Source organism: Streptomyces sp. NPDC037203, from assembly GCF_055605065.1.
This window is the reverse complement of sequence record NZ_JBVJUC010000002.1, coordinates 373,128-392,371: the sequence shown is the minus strand read 5'-3', so window position 1 is coordinate 392,371 and position 19,244 is coordinate 373,128. Positions and strand designations below refer to the sequence as shown.

The 19,244-nt window shown below is 71.5% G+C and carries 16 protein-coding genes; 1 reads left to right on the top strand and 15 read right to left on the bottom strand.

Annotation, left to right across the window (positions count from 1 at the left end):
* Window positions 1-27 precede the first annotated feature (27 nt).
* The 15 genes from ACZ7EC_RS06235 to ACZ7EC_RS06165 form a co-directional block, all read right to left on the bottom strand.
* On the bottom strand, window positions 28-1,458 hold the full coding sequence (locus ACZ7EC_RS06235; RefSeq protein ID WP_471058702.1) for a DUF6177 family protein: 1,431 nt from the start codon (window positions 1,456-1,458) through the stop codon (window positions 28-30).
* A 22-nt stretch (window positions 1,459-1,480) separates the two neighbouring features.
* The gene (eccCa, locus tag ACZ7EC_RS06230; protein WP_471058700.1) at window positions 1,481-5,458 is read right to left on the bottom strand and encodes a type VII secretion protein EccCa; all 3,978 of its coding nucleotides are present in this window, start codon (window positions 5,456-5,458) and stop codon (window positions 1,481-1,483) included.
* A gap of 47 nt (window positions 5,459-5,505) precedes the next feature.
* Window positions 5,506-6,672, bottom strand: a complete 1,167-nt coding sequence (locus tag ACZ7EC_RS06225; RefSeq protein ID WP_471058698.1) for a nucleotide-binding protein — start codon at window positions 6,670-6,672, stop codon at window positions 5,506-5,508.
* Window positions 6,673-6,697: 25 nt separating this feature from the next.
* Window positions 6,698-8,053, bottom strand: coding sequence for a type VII secretion integral membrane protein EccD (gene eccD / locus ACZ7EC_RS06220; RefSeq protein WP_471058696.1), 1,356 nt, complete (start codon window positions 8,051-8,053; stop codon window positions 6,698-6,700).
* Between the two features lie 13 nt (window positions 8,054-8,066).
* Window positions 8,067-8,357, bottom strand: coding sequence for a hypothetical protein (locus tag ACZ7EC_RS06215; RefSeq protein ID WP_471058694.1), 291 nt, complete (start codon window positions 8,355-8,357; stop codon window positions 8,067-8,069).
* Window positions 8,358-8,401: 44 nt separating this feature from the next.
* Complete coding sequence (locus tag ACZ7EC_RS06210) at window positions 8,402-8,908, bottom strand: HD domain-containing protein (RefSeq protein ID WP_471058692.1); 507 nt, start codon at window positions 8,906-8,908, stop codon at window positions 8,402-8,404.
* A 650-nt stretch (window positions 8,909-9,558) separates the two neighbouring features.
* Window positions 9,559-10,167, bottom strand: coding sequence for a pentapeptide repeat-containing protein (locus ACZ7EC_RS06205; protein ID WP_471058690.1), 609 nt, complete (start codon window positions 10,165-10,167; stop codon window positions 9,559-9,561).
* A gap of 2 nt (window positions 10,168-10,169) precedes the next feature.
* Complete coding sequence (locus tag ACZ7EC_RS06200; RefSeq protein ID WP_471058688.1) at window positions 10,170-10,808, bottom strand: hypothetical protein; 639 nt, start codon at window positions 10,806-10,808, stop codon at window positions 10,170-10,172.
* Between the two features lie 11 nt (window positions 10,809-10,819).
* Window positions 10,820-13,330, bottom strand: a complete 2,511-nt coding sequence (locus ACZ7EC_RS06195; protein ID WP_471058686.1) for a hypothetical protein — start codon at window positions 13,328-13,330, stop codon at window positions 10,820-10,822.
* Window positions 13,327-13,737 (bottom strand): DUF6507 family protein, encoded by a 411-nt coding sequence (locus ACZ7EC_RS06190; RefSeq protein ID WP_471058684.1) that lies wholly within the window; start codon window positions 13,735-13,737, stop codon window positions 13,327-13,329. The genes ACZ7EC_RS06195 and ACZ7EC_RS06190 overlap by 4 nt, the downstream gene beginning before the upstream one ends.
* 37 nt (window positions 13,738-13,774) lie before the next feature.
* Window positions 13,775-14,089, bottom strand: coding sequence for a pore-forming ESAT-6 family protein (locus tag ACZ7EC_RS06185; protein ID WP_471058682.1), 315 nt, complete (start codon window positions 14,087-14,089; stop codon window positions 13,775-13,777).
* A 42-nt stretch (window positions 14,090-14,131) separates the two neighbouring features.
* On the bottom strand, window positions 14,132-14,464 hold the full coding sequence (locus ACZ7EC_RS06180) for a hypothetical protein (protein ID WP_397985943.1): 333 nt from the start codon (window positions 14,462-14,464) through the stop codon (window positions 14,132-14,134).
* 137 nt (window positions 14,465-14,601) lie between these two features.
* Window positions 14,602-15,780: a SpoIIE family protein phosphatase gene (locus tag ACZ7EC_RS06175; protein WP_471058680.1), complete on the bottom strand. Its 1,179-nt coding sequence runs from the start codon at window positions 15,778-15,780 to the stop codon at window positions 14,602-14,604.
* Window positions 15,781-15,905: 125 nt separating this feature from the next.
* A complete protein-coding gene (locus ACZ7EC_RS06170; RefSeq protein ID WP_471058678.1) occupies window positions 15,906-16,715 on the bottom strand; it encodes an Fpg/Nei family DNA glycosylase in 810 nt (269 codons plus the stop codon).
* Window positions 16,716-16,882: 167 nt separating this feature from the next.
* Window positions 16,883-17,368 (bottom strand): ribose-5-phosphate isomerase, encoded by a 486-nt coding sequence (locus ACZ7EC_RS06165; protein ID WP_397985940.1) that lies wholly within the window; start codon window positions 17,366-17,368, stop codon window positions 16,883-16,885.
* Window positions 17,369-17,682: 314 nt separating this feature from the next.
* On the opposite strand from ACZ7EC_RS06165, the gene ACZ7EC_RS06160 reads away from it, so the two are divergent.
* Window positions 17,683-19,104, top strand: a complete 1,422-nt coding sequence (locus tag ACZ7EC_RS06160; RefSeq protein ID WP_471058676.1) for an amino acid permease — start codon at window positions 17,683-17,685, stop codon at window positions 19,102-19,104.
* The last annotated feature ends 140 nt before the right edge of the window (window positions 19,105-19,244 follow it).

Sequence of the window (19,244 nt, the reverse complement as noted above, 5' to 3'; positions counted from 1 at the left end):
CCCGGTGCCGCGCGCCGAGGCGGCCCCTCAGTCGCCCTTGAGGTGCCTCGTCAGCAGGTCGAAGTCCGCCCATCCCGACAGGTCCGAGGGGTTGCCCGGCAGGGGGTAGTACAACGCCGGGCGGCGCTTCGGGCCCAGCTCGCGCGGCTGCCGGGGCAGCGGGGTGCGCCGGGCCCGGTCGCCGGGCATCTCCCGCACCTCGTCGGCGCCGAGCACGAAGGCGTACGGGACGCCGGGCCCCTCGAAGCGCGGCGGCACGGACAGATCACGGCGGGCCCGGCGGACCTGCACCAGCATCGACTGGAGGTCGTGCCGGGTGGCGAGGACCTCGGCCGCCCGGACCACGGCGTCCTCCGCCGGAAGCTCCTCGCCCGGCCCGTAACCGAACGCCAGCGTGACGTCCTCCTCCACCCCGGCCTCGGTCCGGCTGACCCGGACCGTCGCGAGTCCGGGGCGCTCCGGGCCGCCGACGGCCACCAGCCAGGTCGGCCGGGGTGCCCGCTCGTACGCCACGTCCGTCAGCCGACGCGGCGACCACGGCAGGTTGACGGGCTCCTCGGTGCCCCAGCCGGCCGGCGGCTCGCCGGTCAGTTCACGCCATACGGCCTCCAGGGCTCCGCCGAGCACGAGCCGTTCGTCCGCGGGGTGGACGGCCCGGAAGGACACGGCGAGCTGGCGTTCGCCGTCGTCCGCGGTCGCGGGGGCGAACGCCTTCGCCATCGGGGTGCGGGGCTCCTCCGGGGTCGCCTCCGGGTCCGGGGACGGCACCGGCGCGAACATGCCGTCGTGCCAGTGCAGTACGGCCCCGGACAGGCCGTCGTAGTAGCCGTCCCGCTCGTCCTGCACGACCCAGCGCGAGGGCCAGCCCGGCAGGCTGTTGCGGACCGCCGGGGAGAGCCGCGTCCCGGCGGGGGTGACGATCTGGAGGCCGAGTCCGGCGTCGGCGGCGGCCCGGAAGGCGTCCGAGAGCCAGGCGGTCATCGCGACCACCGGACGGTCCTGGATCACCACGGCGACCTTGTCGGTGAGCACGTCCACGGCGGGCTGCGCCGCGGCCGGGGCCGGCACCGCGCGGATCCCGTCCGTCTTCACCACGGCCAGCGAGCGCGCCGCCTCCCGCGGCCAGGCGGTGCCGCCGACCAGGGTGGCGATCCGGGCCGCGAAGGTCCCGGCGAGTTCCTCGGCCTGCTTGACCCCGGTGGTGGCACGGGCCTCCGTCCACCAGTACGGCGGCTCCGGCTCGCTCGCCCCGAGCAGCCGCCGCGCCTCCCCCCTGACCTGCACCAGCAGGGGTGCCTCGACGGAGACCAGGGGGCGGCCCTGCGCGTCGCAGAGCTGCACCACCGCGCCGCCTCCCGCGGCGCCGGCCAGCACGTCCGGGCCGCCGGCGAGCAGGGCCGCGAGCACGCTGAGCGGGTCGGGCATCTTCCTGGTGAGAGCGACGACGTCCTTCGTCATGGTCTTCCCGTCCCTGTCTGTTCTACCGGTCGCCCGCGTACACGGTCTGGATCAGCCGGTTCGGCTCGCCCCTGCGGACCAGGAGGCCGCGGCCGGGCGGCTGCGGGCCGGCGTACACACCGGGGAACAGCTGCCCCTCGCCGCGGTCGCCCGCCATCACCAGCGCCGAGGCACCGGACTCGCGCAGGCTCTGCAGCAGCGGCTCGTACAGGCCGCGGGAGGCGCCGGCCACCCGGCGGGTGAGGACGAAGTGCAGCCCGATGTCCTGGGCCGAGGGGATGTACGGCAGGAAAGGGGCGAGCGGCTGCTGGCCCGCGGTGGTGAGGACGTCGTAGTCGTCGACCAGGATCACGATCCGCGGGCCCGATCCCCAGCTGCCCGGTTCCAGGTCCGCGGCGTCCGCGCTCTCGTCGGGCATCCGCTTCTCCAGTTCGGTGGCGATGCCCGCGGACAGGGCCGCGCTCAGCTTGGCGTTGTAGGCGTAGCCGCCCCGGTACTCCTCCGGGATGGCGCCGCGCAGCCCGCGCCGCGGGTCCATGACGCCGAAGACCAGTTCCTCCTCGCCGTAGCGCTCGATCAGGCCCTCGGCGACGGCCTTGAGCAGGTTGGTCTTGCCGCACTCGCTGTCGCCCATGATCAGCAGGTGCTGGTCGTGCCGGAACAGGTCGAGCAGGACCGGCGCCAGCTGGGTCTGGTCCAGGCCGATCGGGACCCGGTGCGGTTCGGCCGCCGGGCCGGGCAGCAGGTGGGGCTCCAGCAGGTGCGGCAGCACCCGGACCGGCTGGGCGGTCTCGCCGGTCCAGGTGGCGCGGATCGTACGGGCCGTGCGCTCCAGGACCGCGCCGAGGTCGGCGGTGTCGGCGATGCCGTCGGTGCGGGGCAGGGCGACCTGGGCGAAGAGTCTGCCGTCGGTGAGGACGCGGCCCTTCTCCTCGGGCGCGAGGGTCTGGGCGAGCTTGCGCTCGATGCTGGACTCGCCCGCGTCGTTCAGCCGCAGCTCCACGCGGGTGCCGAACTGGGACTGGGCGGCGATGCGCACGTCGTTCCAGCGGAGCATGCCGGCGACCACGTGGATGCCGTAGCCGCTGCCGCGCCTGAGGATGTCGCCGACCGCGTCGTCGAGTTCCTCGAAGTCGTCGCGCAGGGCGCCGAAGCCGTCGATGAGCAGCACGATCTCGGTGGAGGCCAGCTCGGGCACGCGCCCGGCCGCGCGCAGGGTCCGCAGCTGCTCCAGGGAGTCCACGTTGTGCAGCCGGAACAGTTCCTCGCGCTGGTCCAGCATGCCGCGCACGGAGTCGATGGTGCGGGCGCAGCGCTCCCGGTCGGCCCGGCCCGCCACCCCGCCCACGTGCGGCAGCGCGGACAGCGCCTGGAGGCCGCCGCCGACCAGGTCGAGGCCGTAGACGCCGACCTCCTGCGGGGTGTGGGTGAGCGCCAGGGACAGGGCGAGGGTGCGCAGCAGGGTGGTCTTGCCGGACTGGGGGCCGCCGATGACCGCCGCGTGGCCGCCCGCCACCGTGAGGTCCAGGTACCACTGGCCCTGCCACTGGCGTGTCGGGTCGTCCAGGAGGCCCAGCGGCACCTGGAGCGGGCCCCGGCGCCGGGAGAGCCGCATGCCGCGGGCGCCCACCTCGATCGGGCCGGCGACCTGGTCGAGGGCGATGGCACCGGGCAGCGGGGGCAGCCAGATCCGGCGCACGGCAGGGGCGCCGGAGTCCTCGATCTGCCGGACCATGACGCCCATCTCGGTCGGCCCGGTCTCCCGGCGCCGCAGCTGCGGCTCCTCGGGCCCGGTGTCCTCCTCCTGGCCCAGGGTGTTGTACGCCGGGTACTCCAGGGCGAGCGGCCCGGTGTCCCCGGTCTCCCGCTGGACGGGGCCGCGGTAGCCGCCGGAGACGTAGCCCGCCTTGAACCGCTCGTAGTGGCTGGTGTCGACCTTGAGGTAGCCGAAGCCGGGCAGCGGCGGCAGATGGAAGGCGTCCGTGGTGTCGAGGACGGTACGGGACTCGTCGGCGGAGAAGGTGCGCAGACCGAGCCGGTACGACAGATACGTGTCCAGGCCCTTGAGCTTGCCGCCCTCGATGCGCTGGCTGGACAGCAGCAGGTGGACGCCGATGGAACGGCCGATGCGGCCGATGGACAGGAACAGGTCGATGAAGTCGGGCTTGGCGGTGAGCAGTTCACCGAACTCGTCGATCACCACGAACAGGTGGGGAAGCGGGTCGAGGTCGGGGCGCCGCTCGGCGCGCAGGGCGGCGTAGTGGCCGATGTCGGCGACGTTGCCGGCCTCCTTGAGGACCTGCTGGCGCCGCTTGACCTCGCCGGCCAGCGAGGCGTGGACGCGTTCGACCAGGCCGGCCTGGTTCTCCAGGTTGGTGATCACACCGGCGACGTGCGGGAGGCCCGCGAAGGGGGCGAAGGTGGCGCCGCCCTTGTAGTCGACGAGGACCAGCGCGAGATCCTCCGGCGGGTGGGTGGCGACCAGCGCGAGGACGAGGGTGCGCAGCAGCTCGGACTTGCCGGAGCCGGTGGCGCCGACACACAGTCCGTGCGGGCCCATGCCCAGCTCGGAGCTTTCCTTGAGGTCGAGGAGCACGGGTTCGCGGCCGTCGCCGACGCCGATCGGGACGCGCAGGAAGGCGCGTTCGCCGCGCGGTGCCCACAGCCGCTCCAGGTCGAGCCGGGCGACGTCCTCGATGCCGAGCAGCTCCGCGAAGTCGACCGGGCCGGTCAGCGGGGCGTCGACCAGGGACTCCGCGGACAGCCGCAGCGGGGCGAGCATCCGGGCCAGCCCCTCGGCGAGCGCGGTCCCGGCCTCGTCGACCGTGCCGCTGGAGCTGACCGGCTCGTCCGCGCGCAGGTCCTCGATGAGGACGCGGGCGCCGTCGACGGTGATCCGCACCCCGACGCTGCCGGGCTCCCGCACCCGCTCGTCGAGCAGGTGCAGCACGGTGACCCCCATCTCCCGCAGCCCGACCGCGTCGTCGGGGCGCGGCAGGTCCACGGCGTCCTCGCCGTGCGCGTCGGCGACGACGAGGAGCCGGGAGGTCATGGCGAGGGCGTCCTTGCCGGACAGGCCGCGGCGCACCTCGGCCGCGTAGGAGGCGCGGCGGCGCAGCTCGGCGCCGATCTGCCGGGCGAGCTGGGGCAGCGAGGGCGCGATCCGGCGGGCGGCGACCGGGCCGTCGTACTGCTCGGTGTCCAGCAGGTGCGGCAGCCACTTGGCCCATTCCCAGTCGGCCAGCCGGTCGCCGGGTGCCGCGACGGCGAGGGCCACGTCGTCCGGGGCGTGGGCGGCGGCGGTCTGGAGGACCAGCGCGCGGGCGACGCGCAGGGTGTCCTCGCGCGGGCCGATGACGCTGACGTTGCCGACGCGGTCGAGCGGGACGGTGAGCGGCAGCTCGGAGCCGGTGCCGAAGCGGGCGGTCAGCGCGGAGGCCTCGTTGAGCATGAACTGGTCGGGCGGGGTGAGCACGGAGGAACCCTGCTGGGCGATCTTCAGATCGCGTACCGGCATCCGGCCGGTGCCGACCCGCACCCGCAGGAAGTCGCCGTCCGTGCGGCGCCGCTCCCACAGCCGGGCGGGGTCGCGCACGATGTCGTAGAGGGCGTCCGGCGGCGGGTCGAGCACCTGGGCGCTCTCGCGCCGCTCGCGTTCCTCCCCGGCCAGCTGTTCGCGCAGTTCCTCCAGGTAGGCGAGGTAGGCCTCGCGCTGGGTGCGGCGGGTGCGCTGGGCCTTGCCGCGCTGCGAGAAGGCCATGGCGAGGGAGCCGGTCAGGGTGACGACGAGGATGATCGCGCCGAGCCCGGCGAACTGGCTGTTGCGTACGACGGTCATCATCACGACGGACGACATGACCCCGGCGATGGGCAGCAGCGAGTGCAGCACCGAACCGGCCTTGCCCTCGGGCAGGTTGGGCGGTGCCTCTATGGTGCGCGGCTCGGGCGCGGCCGGCGGCCGGGTGGTGCGCGCGGGGCGGTGGATCAGTCGTGTGCTCATCGTCGTTGCCTCGTCCTCGGGTTCCTCGGTCCCTTCCCGCCGGGCGGTCAGCGCTGTTTCTGGGAGAGCCGGAAGACCTCGGCGGCGATCCGGGTGACGGCGTCGCGGGTGGCGCGGGCGAGGAGTCCGGTGTGGATGGTGCCGCCGGCCGCGAGGTGGCGGTCGTAGGGCAGGGCCGCCACGGTGGCCCCGGCCTCGGTCAGTTCCTCGGTGGCCTTGCGCAGGTCGAGGCCGGGGTGCGGGGCGGTCTCGGTGAGGACGACGACGGTGGAGGCGAGCACGTGCCGGGGCAGGTTGCGCATCCACTCCAGGACGGCGCGGGTGCTGGCGATGCCCTCCAGGGTCGCGGGCACGGTGAGCACGCGGGCCTGTGCCGCGGCCAGCGCGGTGCGGGCGACCTCGGCGGGCAGGGTCTCGCAGTCGACGACGGTCACCCCGAAGTAGCGGCGCAGCGAGACCATGACCCGTTCGTACGCCCTGGTGTCGAGCATGGCGCCGACCTGCCCCTGGCTGCCGGGCAGCAGCCAGGAGTTGCCGTGGAGCTGGACCAGGTAGCCGGTGACGTCGAGCAGCGACATCTGGGGTTCCACCAGGGCGGCGAGGTCGCCGGTGGTCCAGCGCAGCGCCTGGGCGCCGAGCCGGAGCGGCAGCGAGCCGAGCGCCGGGTCGGCCTCGACGACGAGTACCGGGTCCTGGCGGTAGTGGGCGTAGGTGGTGCCGAGCAGCGCGGTGACGGTCGTCTTGCCGGAGCCGCCGCGGATGGACGTCACCGCGATCTGGCGGCCGGTGGTGACGGCCTGCTGGAGCACTTCGGCGGTCGCGGCGGCACCGGCGACCTCGCGGGCCGCGGAGGAGGAGACGGTACGGCGTACGGCGCGCAGGGCGCGGGTGCCGAAGGGTTCGCCCCGGCGCGGCTTGAGCGCGGCGGAGGCGAGCCGTTTGTCGAGCACCGGCCGGGATTCGGGGGTGGCGCGCCGCGCGGCCCCGGTCTGCTGCCGGTGCCCGGCGTGCGGCGGCGGCTGCTGGTGGTGGTGGTGTGCCGGTGCGTCGGTGTGCGGCTGCTGCGGGGGGCCGTACGCCGGTCCCTGCGCGGGTCCGGCCTGCTGCCCCGGTGCGGCGGTCCCCTGTAGCGGCTGCTGCGGTGCGGGCTGCTGCGGCGTGCCGCCCCTCAGCTCCCGCAACACGTCGCCCTGCCAGTTCTCCCCGTTCGGCATGTCGCCCTTCACCCCTGCCCTGGCCTCAGAATTTGTCGAGCAGTTGCCCGTAGATGCCGAACACGCCGACGGCGAGCGGGAAAAGCCCGATCAGACCGGCGGACTCGATCAGGTCGCCGATCCGCCGCAGCCGCACCCGCACATGCTCGGCCGGCTGGGCCACGAGGGCCGGCAGCGGGAGCGCCCCGGCGGCGCACAGCAGCACCAGCGGGCCGGCCCCGCCCGCGTGGTCCATCCATTCCACGGCGAGCCGTACGACGAGCACCGCGGCCGCGCCGAACAGCGCCACCACCTCGGCGACCAGCGGGAAGGCACGGGCCCGGCACAGCAGGACGACGGCGGTGAGCGAGGTGAGGGTGATCGTCCACACGGTCGGCTGCCCGGCCGAGGTGAGCAGCCACCCTCCGGCGGCGGCCGAGGCGACGGTCGCGATGGTGGCCAGCGCGAGCCCCCGGTGGGTCGCGGCGAGCGCGTTGGCGACCTGGTGGCGGCTGACCGACGCGCCCGCGGAACGCCGGTCGTCCAGTCCCGTCAGACCGGAGGCCATCAGCGCGAGCCGGGGCAGCACTCCGAGCAGGACGACGGAGAACACGGCCATCACCGCGCCGAGCCGGTCCGGCCGGTCCTGCACGGCGGCGACGGCCTCCCACACCAGGGTGATACCGGCGCCCGCGCCCGCGCCGATGAGCGCGCCGCGGCCGAACGGGGAGGAATAAGCGAGCAGCACGAGGGTGAGCACCAGCGCGGCGGCGACCCCGGCCAGCCGGGCGGGACCGGACCAGCCGTGCGCGTCGGCGGCGGTCCAGGCGGCGAGCACCCCGAGTCCCCCGGCGGCGAACAGCAGCGCGGTGGCGAGCCCCCGGTTGCCGGCGCCGATCCGGGCGACGAGCGCGCCGCTCGCCAGGAAGACGACGCTGACGGTCGCGAGCGCGAGGGCGACGGAGTCGAGCGCGAACTCGCGCCGGGCCAGCAGGGCCGCGGCGACGGCGAACAGGACGCTGGCCACCCCGGCGCTGGCCCGGCGGGCGGCGGGCCGCCAGCGCCAGGCGCGCAGATCGAGGTCGTCGGCGACCTGGTCGGTGACGTCGTGCACGACGGGTGCGGGCGGCGCGGCATGGGCGCGCACCAGGTGGAGCACGGCGCCGTCGGGCACGTCGGCCGAGGCCAGCGTGGCCTCGTGGGGCAGTACCGAGCCGTCGGGGGTGACCAGTTGCCGGGTCATGGGCCGGGCGGCGGTCCGGTCGTCGAGCAACCGGAGTATGTCGGGCAGCAGTTGGCCGATCGGGGTGTCCGACGGCAGGACGATGTCGGCCCTGCGGCGTTCACCGACCAGCGTGACCCGGCTCAGTTGTGTCCGGGACGTCGTTGCTGTGCTCACCACTCACCGGAACCTATCATCGCGAAATCGGGGCCGAGGACGCCGAGGACGGCGGTGCGGAGGGGATGCCGTACTGCTGCTGTTGCTGTTGTTGCTGCTTCTGCTTGGCGAGGGTGGCCTGGAGGAAGGACCAGCCGACGCAGCCGGCGCACAGGACGGCCGCGATCGCGATGCCCGCGAACACCTTGCCGAGCCGTTCGTCCGCCGAGCGCCGGGCCCGCTGCGCGCCGAACAGCAGGGCATCGCGCATCCGGCGCCGGCGTACCGCCACCGACTCCAGCAGTTGGCTGTCGTAGTCCCGTGCCATTGAGTTGGTCCCCCGTGCCTGTGTTCTCTGCGGTCGGTGGTCGGTCAGTCGGCGGCGGTGGCGGGGGCGGCGGTGGCACCGTCGGCGGTGAGCCCGAGGTACTCGCGCATGGCGGCGTACTTCCCGGTCAGCCGCCGCGCGGTGGGCTCGTCCAGGGCGGCCAGCCGGCGCGGGTCGGCGTTGTGCGCGAGGTCGGCCGCCTTGACCAGCCGCGCGCCCGGCGTGGCCAGGATCCGCTCGGCGTACGCCCGCGGCTCCTCCCCCGGCCGCTTGGTCACGGCCCGTACGACGTCCTTGGTGCGCTGGGCGAGCGGGGCCGCCGCCAGCCATTCCTCGCCGAGCACCCCGTCCTCGACCGCGTCGTGCAGCCAGGCGGCGGCAATCAGCTCGGCACCGCCACCACGGGCCCGTACGCCCTCGGCGACGGCCCGCAGGTGCTCGGCGTAGGGGCGTCCGGCCTTGTCCCGCTGCCCGGCGTGCGCGGCGCACGCGACGGCCTCGACCTCGGCGAGCGTCATGCCCGGCGCTTCGGACAGCCCGTCGTACGGCATACAGGGTCCCCTCACTTTGCCCGTGCAAGATAGAACACGAACGCGCGGGTGGCACAGCCGGGTCGACCGGTTTCGCGGACGCAACCGGGAGTCCTCCACGGAACCGGCATACCCAGGGCGCCGAGGCGTATGCGACATCCCACCGGGGAGGCCGCCCTCCGGTGGATACAGCAGCTTCGCCACCACCTCCGGGTCCGCCACCGCGATGGCCGCCGGTTCCGTGCCGTCGACCGCGGCCACCGGTTTCGCCCCGAGGTCTGCGCCGCACGTACGGCTGCGGGCCGGTGGCTTGGAGCGTGCGGTCCTTGTCCGCGATGCGGCAGCTCACACGTTCGTCGGTCGTGAGCGCTGTGACGAACACGGCGGAGCCGACCTGTATGGCGTCGACCCAGGATTCCCACATGGGGAGCTGCGCTGCTTCGGGGTCGAGCAGACAGTGCGACTTGGCGAGGGTGAGCCTGGTACGCAGAGCGTCCTCCGGGGTGCCGGAGTTGGTCTCCAGCCTTTCGATCGCCCGTGAGGCGTTCTCGGCGAGCACGGCGAGACCCGCCGCCGCGTTCCCCGTGGGGCAGGGGTGGCGTGGAACGATCGCGACCAACGCGTCTCTCCTTGGCCCGAAGTGTTGCTGCGCGCTGCCGAGTGCCGGGGGTCTAGGGCTCGTTGGGGGCGTTCAGTACCCGGAGTTCTGCGCCACGGCCCTGAAGCCATTTCTGGAGCTCTGCTCCCGAGAGTTCCCGTGAGCCCTCTTCGTCCTCGACCGTGGCGGGCCCGAAAACCGTTCCGGACGCGCCTTCGAGCTTCGTACCCTGATCCAGGGTCACCCGGAACGCGTTCTCGTCGAATACCGAATTGCTCAGATCCGCGGAGCGGAAGTCCACCCCCAGCAGCGAGGAACCCATGAAGCGGGTGCCACGGCAGCTGGCGCCGGACGCATCGACATCGTAGAGCGACGCCTTCACCAGATTGGCGTCGTCAAGAATCGCGTTCCGCAGGATCGCGTCATCGAGATTCACGCGGACGAGAGAACATCCCGTCAGGTCGGCCCCAGTCAGGTCGGCCCCTTGAGCGTCCGAGCGGTACAACTCCGCGCCCGCCAGCTTCGTACCCGCCAACCTGGCATCGGTGAACCACGATTCAGAGAAATCGCCACCCGACAGATCGGCTCCGCCGAGGTCGAGCCCGATGACGTCGAGTCCCCCTTCGCCGGCACTGATCCATTCCCGCAGGCGCCGGGAGGCGGCGATGTCCGTGATCCGCACCCTCAGAGCAGATCAGTCAGGTCCGGTCCGCGGCCATCCGTGACTTCCGGCTCGCCGACTCCATAGCCTTCGGCCCTGCCGAAATACGTCGGCTGACCGGGCTCGGCCGGCACACCGAGCAGCCCGTCCAGATCCTTGAGTGCAGCGGCGAGCCGCGGAGCGTTCTGCTGGTGCACTTCCGGATGCGGCGTACCGCGGAAGTCGAATGGGCCCCAGATATCGTGATGGACGGCAACATCAGCCGACAGACCCAGAGGCTCCGCAGAGACCGTCAATTCCACCAGACCGTATTCCTGGCGCTGCACACCGCGTTCATCGAGCCACATACCCGGCCCGGTGACGAGAAATCCGCTGAACTCGGCCTGCGGGAACGCCACAGGACGCAATTCCTCGACCTGTGCCGCCAGTTGCTCGCCGTCGAGTGGCCTCGGCAGGGGCAGACGAGTCTTCGCGACCGAGCCTCGGCCCGGCACGGCCCAGTGCCACTCCAGGGCACTCGGCTTCAGCAGCTCGTAGTCCCGCAGAACAGCCGACATACGCGCAGCGGTGCCGAGCGCCGAGCACAGCCCAGGGGAGGCATAATCTTCCAAATCCCAGAACCAGGAAGCGCATTCGCGCGGCGCGCGCATGAGCAGAGACATCGATTACTTCCTCACGGATATGTGGGGCCATTGGCGGGGACGGTGATCGAGCCATCCTCGAAGCGCAAAATGAAGGTGGCGTTCGTGATCCTAGCGCGATGAGCGATGCGCCCGAGAATCTTGTCCGTCAGCGCTTCCTTGGTGTCATGCACATCCAGAATTGCGACCTTCTGCCCGTCAATGCTACCAACCAGCTGCTTCTCCGCGATGCCCTTCGTCGCACTGTTGAGCCCCGACGCACTCGCGACGTCCTTCAGCTGCGCACCATATTCGATCCGGTCGCCGGACTTCACCAATACGTCCAGGTCGAGGCCGTCTTCCGGCACTTTCATTTCCAGCGCAAGCCCTTGTACACCACGGTTTTGCAGTTCTGTGGCGTGCTCCATCGCCATATAGACGGCGGGACTCATATCGCTGTGCTTGCTGACCTGCTTGCACTGGGACAGGAGGTCGTCGTAGCCAGGAAGGTCCGCAAGGTTTCCGTCGCTGATGTATTTGGCGATTCCGGCTCCGTACTCACTCCTTCGAAGTCCTGCGAGTGACTTCTCGATATCCGCGGGTGGCATCTTGGCGCGCGCGAGTTGCTCGGCAACCGTCGCTTCCTGGTCCGGCTGCATGCGCCCAGTCGGCGCGGACGGCCGCTCGTCCCCCTCGCTGTAGTCCACGTGCGGGGGCTCGTGACCGCCGCCGGCCCCGGACGGGTGGCTTCCTCCCACCCCCGGATGATGGCCCGGCCCGCCCGTCACTTCCGCGGGCCCGCCGGTGGCCGGGTCATGGTGCACCGTCCGAGGTCCGTCACCTTGCCCCAAGGGGCCGTCCGTGTGGTGACCGCCCTGGCCGCTGTGCGGCGGTTCATGGCTGGCGCTGGGCCCTGACCCATGCTCGTGTGCGGTGCCGCCGGGCAGGTGGTCGCCGCTGTGGCCGCCGGGTAGGTGGTCGCCCGCATGGGTGGTCGGGCGGCCGGGGTCGCCGAGGTCGTGGCCGGTGCTGTCGCCGAGTTTGATGTGCTCGCCGGCCTGTTCCGCGCCGTGGGTGCCTGCGCCGATCAGGGCTGGTTGTTTGGCCGGGGACGGGGTGTGGGGGAGGTCCGAGCCGGTGGGGGGTCGGTGGGTGATGTCCGGGGGGCCGCCGTCGTGGTGCATCAGGACGTCGCCCTTGTGGTCCACGATGTTGCCGTGTTCGTCGGCGAACAGCGGGGGCGTGCCTTCGGGGGTGTGCAGGGGGTCCGTGCCCGCCGGGTGCAGGGGTGCGTCGTGGGGCAAGCGGACGTTGCCGTCGGGGAGGCGGACGGCGTCTTTGGGGAGCGGGGCTCCCTCGGGGAGGCGGACCGTGCCGTCGGGGAGGTGGACGGTTCCGCGGGGCAGGGTGATCGCGTTGTCGGGGAGCTTGGGAATGTCGATCTTCCCGGCGCCCTTGAGGGCCTTGCCGATATCGCCGATCTTCGACAGGCCGGCGCCCGCGCCCTTCATGACGTACGTCATCGGGTCGATGACCCGGCCGGCCTTGCCCGCGAACGAGATCGCCTTCGCGACCGCGCCCGCCTTGCCCGCGCCCTCGGCCGCGGCGCCCGCGCCGTCGGTGAAGACCGCGGTGAGAACGTTGAAGGTGACCCCGCCGGCCGCGCGGGCGGGGTTCTTGCCCCACTCGTCCCACGCCAGCAACGCCTTGCCGGTCTGCTTCATCGTATTGCGCGACTCACGCAGCCACGACGGCATGTACTTGTCCGGTGTAGCCCAGAACGCCACCGCCAGTACGGGGTTGCTCATGAACGCGAGACCTGTGGCCAGCTGCGCCAGCCCCTTCCAGGCCGTCTTCATCGCATCCCAGCCGTCGACACCGACCAGGGTGCCCAGACCCTTGACCGTGCCCCAGATGCCGTCCACCACGATGCCGTCCCAGACGAACGACTTCACCCAGTGCCCGACGTCGTACCAGTGGTGCTTCTGCTCCACCGGATCGCCCCACGGCAGCCCCTTCGCGCCCTTCAGGTCGGACGCGCTGTAGCCGTACATGTTCTTCTTGTCGGTGCCGTCACCGGCGATCATCTGCGTGCCGTGCCACAACGCCGTGATCTTGTTGTGGCAGGTGCGCTCCGCCGCCCAGAACGCCGCGACCGTCGCCGTGACATCGTCGCGGAGCTGGTTGTTCTTCTTGACCTTGTCCTCGTCGTACTGCCAGTCGTCGTCGCCCTCGACCGAGTCGACGAACGCCTGCGCGTCGTGCTTGAGCTGCTTCAGCCTCTCCACCAGCGGCCGGACCTCGGCCGCATACCCCGACAGCGCCGCGGACACCGTCTCCAGATCCGTCCCGAACGAATCCGCGCGGTCCGACACCGGCTTCGTCGAGGCGAACAGCTGATCCGCCTCGGGGGCCTTGTAGTACGCCGACAGGCCCTGGAACTGCGTATGCACATCCGCGCCCGTGGAACGGATCTGCCCCGCGTCCTTCTTCAGGGAGCCGTAGTCCTTCTCCAACTGCTCCAGGTCACCGGTGAACTCGGGTATTTCCTCCGGCTTGATCACTGCTTGCCGATCCCCGGCATCTTCACCCCGGGCGTGGACGCCTCGCGCTGCGCCTGGGCCGCCATCGCCTCGTCACCGTTCATGTAGGCCGTCGTCGCGTCCACCGCGCCCTGCAACGACTTACCGGCCCGCGCCGCGATGAACTGCAGGTCCTTGGTCGCGTGCTCGGCGTACTCCGACAACGCCAGCGCCACCAGGCCGCCCTGCGTCTTGCCGCCCTGACCACCCTGGCCGCCGGAGCCGCCCGAGCCGCCCGAGCCGCCGGCGGAGATCGTGCCCGCACTCGACGCCGCCGACTGCAGATGCGCCCCGAAATCCTTCGCCTGCGTCTCCAGATGCGACGCCGTCTTCCCCGTCACCGACAGCACCTGACTGATGCCCTGCGGATGCAGATCCCAGCCCGTCATACCCGATCCCCCATGACCCTCGTGAACCGACCACCGGTCAACCGATGTTGTCGACCGCCGACTTCGCCTTCGCCAGGGTCGAATGCGCCGTCGAGTCGTTCTTCTCCATCGTCGTCTTCAGCAGATGGATGATGTTCCGGACCTCCTGCGACGCACTGTTCCAGCGCTGCTCCTTGCCGTGGTACTCATCCGCCACACCATCGGCCGTGAAGTCCGCCATCGCCTTCTTCACCTGCTTGTCCCGCGCCGCGATCACCGACTCCAACTGAGCGATCACCCCCGCCAGATTCCCCTGCACATCCGCCGACGCCCCCGTGTCGTACGACCGGCGATCCGCACCAGAACCCGCCATCACACACCACTCCCCGTGAAAGAACCGGACATCCCGAAGAACTCAACGACCCGAGAACCGCGCCGCGTCGAAATTGGCCGCACCCATCTGCGCCCTCGCGTTCTCCCCCTGCTCCTGATCACCCGAGCCGAACGCGCCCTCCATCCCCGACTGACCACCCAGGATCGCCGACAACGAACCGTTCAGCTCCTTCGTGATCCCGTCCGCACGCGCCTTGAACTGATCGAACGCCGTACGCCCCGCACCGTTGAACTTCCCCTCCAACGGCTCCGCCGCCTGCACCAACAGCCGGATCAGCGTGCCCAGATCCTGACTCGACCCACGCGACTCACGCATCAGCGTCGACAACGTCTGCGCACCCATGTCGAACTTCATATCGCCTCCCCCGGACGCATTCCCACGGCACCCGCCGCCCTGTCACATACCGCATCCGATTATGAACTCCCGGACGCAAGGAGGGCGAGCCCGGGGGGCGGGCTGTCACAGGATCGGCGAACTTCCGTGACGAAGGCTCAGGGGGACGTCTGCCCGGTCGGCGACTGCCGGCAGATCAGCAGCAGCGCCCGGTCGTCGTTGACGTCCTTGGCGACGGCCTCGATGAGGTGCCAGGCGGCGCCGTGGAAGCCGCCGGCGACATAGCGGTCGGCCTCGCCGGTGAGGCGGTCGATGCCTTCCACGATGTCCCGGTCGGAGGTCTCCACCAGGCCGTCGGTGAACAGCATCAGGACGTCGCCGGGGCGCAGCGAGCCCTTGACGGAGTCGAACTGGGCGCCGTCGTAGACCCCGAGGAGCGGCCCCTCGGCGGACTTCTCCTCCCAGCGGCCGCTGCCCGCGCTGAGCTGGAGGCCCGGCGGATGGCCCGCGGAGTACAGCTCGTAGTCCCCGGAGTCGAGGTCCAGGACGAGGTGGATGGAGGTGGCGAAGCCCTCCTCCCAGTCCTGGCGCAGCAGATAGCCGTTGGCGGCGGGCAGGAAGGCGTGCGGGGGCAGGGAGCCGAGCAGGCCGCCGAAGGCGCCGGACAGCAGCAGAGCGCGGGAGCCGGCATCCATGCCCTTGCCGGAGACATCGGTCAGGACGACTTCCAGGGTGCGGCCGCCGTTGGTGCGGGCGGCCACCACGAAGTCGCCGGAGAAGGACTGGCCGCCGGCGGGGCGCAGCGCCATCTCGTGGTGCCAGCCGCGGGGCAGCTTGGGCAGCGTGGACTGCACCCGGATCCGCTCGCGCAGGTCGAACAGCATGGTGCCGCCGCGCCGCCAGGGCACGCCGACGCGGCTGCGGAACTGGGCGGTGAGCAGGCCGAAGAAGCCGCAGGCGGCCACCACCAGGACGACGCCCGGTGTCACGCGGGAGGGGCCTTCGGTGTACGGGCCGAGGCGTACCGACTCCACGATCAGCGCGGTGGCCGCGGCCGCGTACAGACCGAGCAGGCTGGCCGGGCGCAGCAGCAGCCCGCCGGCCACGATCGGCAGGACCAGCAGGGCCGGGGAGCACCACACGGAGTCGAACAGGGTCATGGCCGCGAAAAGCGGGACGGTGAGCAGCAGGCCGGCGAAGGCGATCCAGTCGGGGCCGTCACCGCGGAAGTAGTCGACGGCGCTTCTGCGCAGCCCGACGCGGGCCCGGTGCCACTGCATCCTCCACCGGGCCGTGAGCGTGTCCGCCTTCGCGCGCGTGTCTCGTCCTGCTGCCATTAGTTCGGGACCCTATCCATCGCACCGGCCGCTCGGCACGGGAGGTCCTGCTTGTCCCCCGTGCGGGGCGCGGGTTCACAGGTTCGCTCAGGCACCGGAATTCCGTAAACCCACCCGAAGGAGTGTCAGTGCTTCTGACAGGTGGGACACCAGAAGAGGTTGCGGGCGGCGAGGCCGGCGGTGCGGATGTGGTCGCCGCAGATGTGGCAGGGCTGGGTGGCGCGGCGGTAGACGTAGACCTCGCCGCCGTGGTCGTCCACGCGGGGCGGGCGGCCCATGGCCTCGGGGGTGTGTTCCGGTCGTACGGTGTCGATCCGGTTGTTGCGGACGCCCTCCCGCATCAGGGCGGCCAGGTCGCTCCAGAGGGCGTCCCACTCGGCGGGGGTGAGGTCGCGGCCCGCGCGGTAGGGGTCGATGCCATGGCGGAAGAGGACCTCGGCGCGGTAGACGTTGCCGACGCCCGCCACGATCTTCTGGTCCATGAGCAGGGCGGCGATCGTCGTACGGCTGCGGCTGATCTTCCGGTAGGCCGCCGCCGGGTCGGCGTCCTCGCGCAGCGGGTCGGGGCCGAGGCGGGAGTGGACGGCGCGCTTCTCCTCGCCGGTGATCAGGGCGCAGGTGGTGGGGCCGCGGAGATCGACATACGACAGGTCGTTCGCGAGCCGGAGCCGGACGGTGTCGGTGGGCGGGGGTGCGGGGGCGTCGCCGAAGCCGACCTTGCCGAACAGGCCGAGGTGGATGTGGACCCAGTCGGTGTCCCGGAAGCGCAGGAAGAGGTGCTTGCCGTGGGCCTCGGTGGCGGTCAGTTCGGCGCGGTCCAGCAGGGCGGCGGCGTCGGAGAACTTGCCCTGGGGGCTGGTGACGCGGGGGGCGGTGCCCTGGAAGCGGGCGGCGTAGTCCTGCGCCAACCGGTGAATCGTGTGCCCTTCCGGCAAGGCGGGCCGTCCTTTCCTGTCCTCTTCTTCCGTCCCCACCCGTCCGTCTCGCTCGGCCGGAGGGCGCCACTCGTCCCCTCAGCCTAGGCGGGCCCGCCGCCCCGTACGCGCGGCGCCCACCCGTCGCCGAGCGGCTCGGCGGGGGTGGGCGCGGGGAGAGAAGGGGACTACTGCTGGGGGTGGTGGGCGGGGACCGGGGGGAGGTCGCCCGTGGTCTCGTACGCGGTCAGCATGTCGATGCGGCGGATGTGGCGCTCGTCACCGGAGAAGGGGGTGGCGAGGAACGTCTCGACGAACTTGGTCGCCTCCTCGGTGCTGTGCATGCGCGCGCCGACGGCCACCACGTTGGCGTTGTTGTGCTGCCGGCCCAGCGACGCGGTCTCCTCGCTCCACGCCAGCGCCGCGCGCACGCCCTTCACCTTGTTCGCGGCGATCTGCTCCCCGTTGCCGGAGCCGCCGATCACGATGCCGAGGGCGTCGGGGTCGGCGGCCGTGCGCTCGGCGGCGCGCAGGCAGAAGGGCGGGTAGTCGTCCTGGGCGTCGTAGATGTGCGGCCCGCAGTCGACGGGCTCGTGCCCCGCCGCCTTGAGCCACTCGACGAGGTGGTTCTTGAGTTCGAAGCCCGCATGGTCGGAGCCGAGGTACACGCGCATGACACGAGTGTGACACGCCGGAATCGGGGCAGCAGCCTGGGGTCCGCGGCATCCGGAGGGCATCCGTCAAGAGGTCCGGCGGTGACTCATGCGACACCCGGAGACCTACGGATTTCGTCGTCGAATGTGAGCGGGACCATAGAACCTCAAGGGAACCTCAAGTAACAATCCGGATTCAGAGGTTCCCGAATTCGTTCGCCTCGGATTCACTGGACCGACTCGTACACCGCTCGTACGAATCCCGTACCGGACCCCACACGGCACCCCGTTTCCGTACGGGAACCCCCGCTCAACAGGCGCAAAGGAATCCGTCCATGACCCCTCCTGGTTCCGGACTTCAAGCAGGCCTCAAGAACCGGCACCTGACGATGATCGCCATCGGCGGTGTGATCGGCGCCGGACTGTTCGTCGGCTCCAGCTCCGGCATCGCCGCGGCCGGACCGGGCATTCTGCTGTCCTACGCCCTCGTCGGCACCCTCGTCGTCCTCGTGATGCGCATGCTGGGCGAGATGTCCGCGGCCAACCCGTCCTCCGGCTCCTTCTCGGAGCACGCCGACCGCGCGCTCGGCCGCTGGGCCGGTTTCTCCATCGGCTGGCTGTACTGGTTCTTCTGGGTCGTCGTGCTCGCCGTCGAGGGAACGGCGGGCGCGAAGATCCTGGCGGGCTGGGTACCGGCAGTACCGCAGTGGGGCTGGGCGCTCATCGTGATGCTGGTGCTGACCGCGTCGAACCTCGTCTCGGTCGGTTCCTACGGCGAGTTCGAGTTCTGGTTCGCCGGCATCAAGGTCGTGGCGATCGGCGCGTTCATCGTCGTCGGCCTGCTCGCGATCTTCGGTGTGCTGCCGGGCGCGCACACCGACAAGGCGTCCTTCGCGAACCTCACCAGTCACGGCGGGTTCCTGCCACACGGTCCGGGCGCGATCCTCACCGGTGTGCTGCTGGTCGTCTTCTCCTTCATGGGCAGCGAGATCGCCACCCTGGCCGCGGGCGAGTCGGAGGACCCGCAGCGCGCGGTCACCAAGGCCACCAACAGCATCATCTGGCGTATCGGCGTCTTCTACCTGGGCTCGATCCTCGTCGTGGTCACGCTGCTGCCGTGGAACGACGCCTCGCTGGTGAAGCAGGGCTCGTACGTCGCCGCGCTGAACTCCCTCGGCATCGCGCACGCCGGCCAGATCATGAACGTCATCGTGCTGACCGCGGTGCTGTCCTGTCTCAACTCCGGTCTGTACACGGCCTCCCGTATGGCCTTCTCGCTGGGTCAGCGCGGTGACGCGCCGAAGGCGTTCGCCCGTACCACCTCGCGCGGTGTGCCGATGTGGGCGATCCTCGCGTCGGTCGTCTTCGGCTTCGTGGCGGTCTTCTTCAACTACGAGTTCCCGGACACCGTCTTCCTCTTCCTGGTCAACTCCAGCGGTGCGGTGGCCCTGTTCGTGTGGCTGGTCATCTGCTTCTCGCAGTTGCGGATGCGCCGGATCATCCAGCGCGAGGCGCCGGAGAAGCTCGTCGTGCGGATGTGGCTGTACCCGTACCTGACCTGGGCGGCGGCCGCGGTGATCGTGGCGGTCCTGGTGTACATGCTGTTCGACACCGAGCACGACGGCCGCGAGACCGTGCTGCTGTCGCTGCTCGTCGCGGCGGTCGTGGTGGCGATCGCCTTCATCAAGCAGAAGGTCACGGGCGACCGTCCGGCCCCGGCCGCGGAGGCCGCGGTGGACAAGGTCTCCATCGGCTGACCCACCGCCTGGGACGTACGACGGCCGCGGGGGGGGGGGGGGGGTGGGGGGGGGGGGGGGGGGGGGGGGGGGGGGGGGGGGGGTTTTTCCGTATTTTCCCCTTTACTCTATCTAGTGTGTGGGCAACCCCGTGCAAAGGA

What these genes read in the sequence shown, in the direction of transcription:
- ACZ7EC_RS06190 (WP_471058684.1), bottom strand. Translation starts at nt 13,737, where the DNA reads ATGACGGGCTGGGATCTGCATCCGCAGGGCATCAGTCAGGTGCTGTCG.
- ACZ7EC_RS06180 (WP_397985943.1), bottom strand. Translation starts at nt 14,464, where the DNA reads ATGAAGTTCGACATGGGTGCGCAGACGTTGTCGACGCTGATGCGTGAG.
- ACZ7EC_RS06165 (WP_397985940.1), bottom strand. Translation starts at nt 17,368, where the DNA reads ATGCGCGTGTACCTCGGCTCCGACCATGCGGGCTTCGAACTCAAGAAC.
- ACZ7EC_RS06235 (WP_471058702.1), bottom strand. Translation starts at nt 1,458, where the DNA reads ATGACGAAGGACGTCGTCGCTCTCACCAGGAAGATGCCCGACCCGCTC.
- ACZ7EC_RS06210 (WP_471058692.1), bottom strand. Translation starts at nt 8,908, where the DNA reads ATGCCGTACGACGGGCTGTCCGAAGCGCCGGGCATGACGCTCGCCGAG.
- ACZ7EC_RS06215 (WP_471058694.1), bottom strand. Translation starts at nt 8,357, where the DNA reads ATGGCACGGGACTACGACAGCCAACTGCTGGAGTCGGTGGCGGTACGC.
- ACZ7EC_RS06225 (WP_471058698.1), bottom strand. Translation starts at nt 6,672, where the DNA reads ATGCCGAACGGGGAGAACTGGCAGGGCGACGTGTTGCGGGAGCTGAGG.
- ACZ7EC_RS06160 (WP_471058676.1), top strand. Translation starts at nt 17,683, where the DNA reads ATGACCCCTCCTGGTTCCGGACTTCAAGCAGGCCTCAAGAACCGGCAC.
- ACZ7EC_RS06175 (WP_471058680.1), bottom strand. Translation starts at nt 15,780, where the DNA reads ATGGCAGCAGGACGAGACACGCGCGCGAAGGCGGACACGCTCACGGCC.
- eccCa (WP_471058700.1), bottom strand. Translation starts at nt 5,458, where the DNA reads ATGAGCACACGACTGATCCACCGCCCCGCGCGCACCACCCGGCCGCCG.
- ACZ7EC_RS06185 (WP_471058682.1), bottom strand. Translation starts at nt 14,089, where the DNA reads ATGGCGGGTTCTGGTGCGGATCGCCGGTCGTACGACACGGGGGCGTCG.
- ACZ7EC_RS06200 (WP_471058688.1), bottom strand. Translation starts at nt 10,808, where the DNA reads ATGTCTCTGCTCATGCGCGCGCCGCGCGAATGCGCTTCCTGGTTCTGG.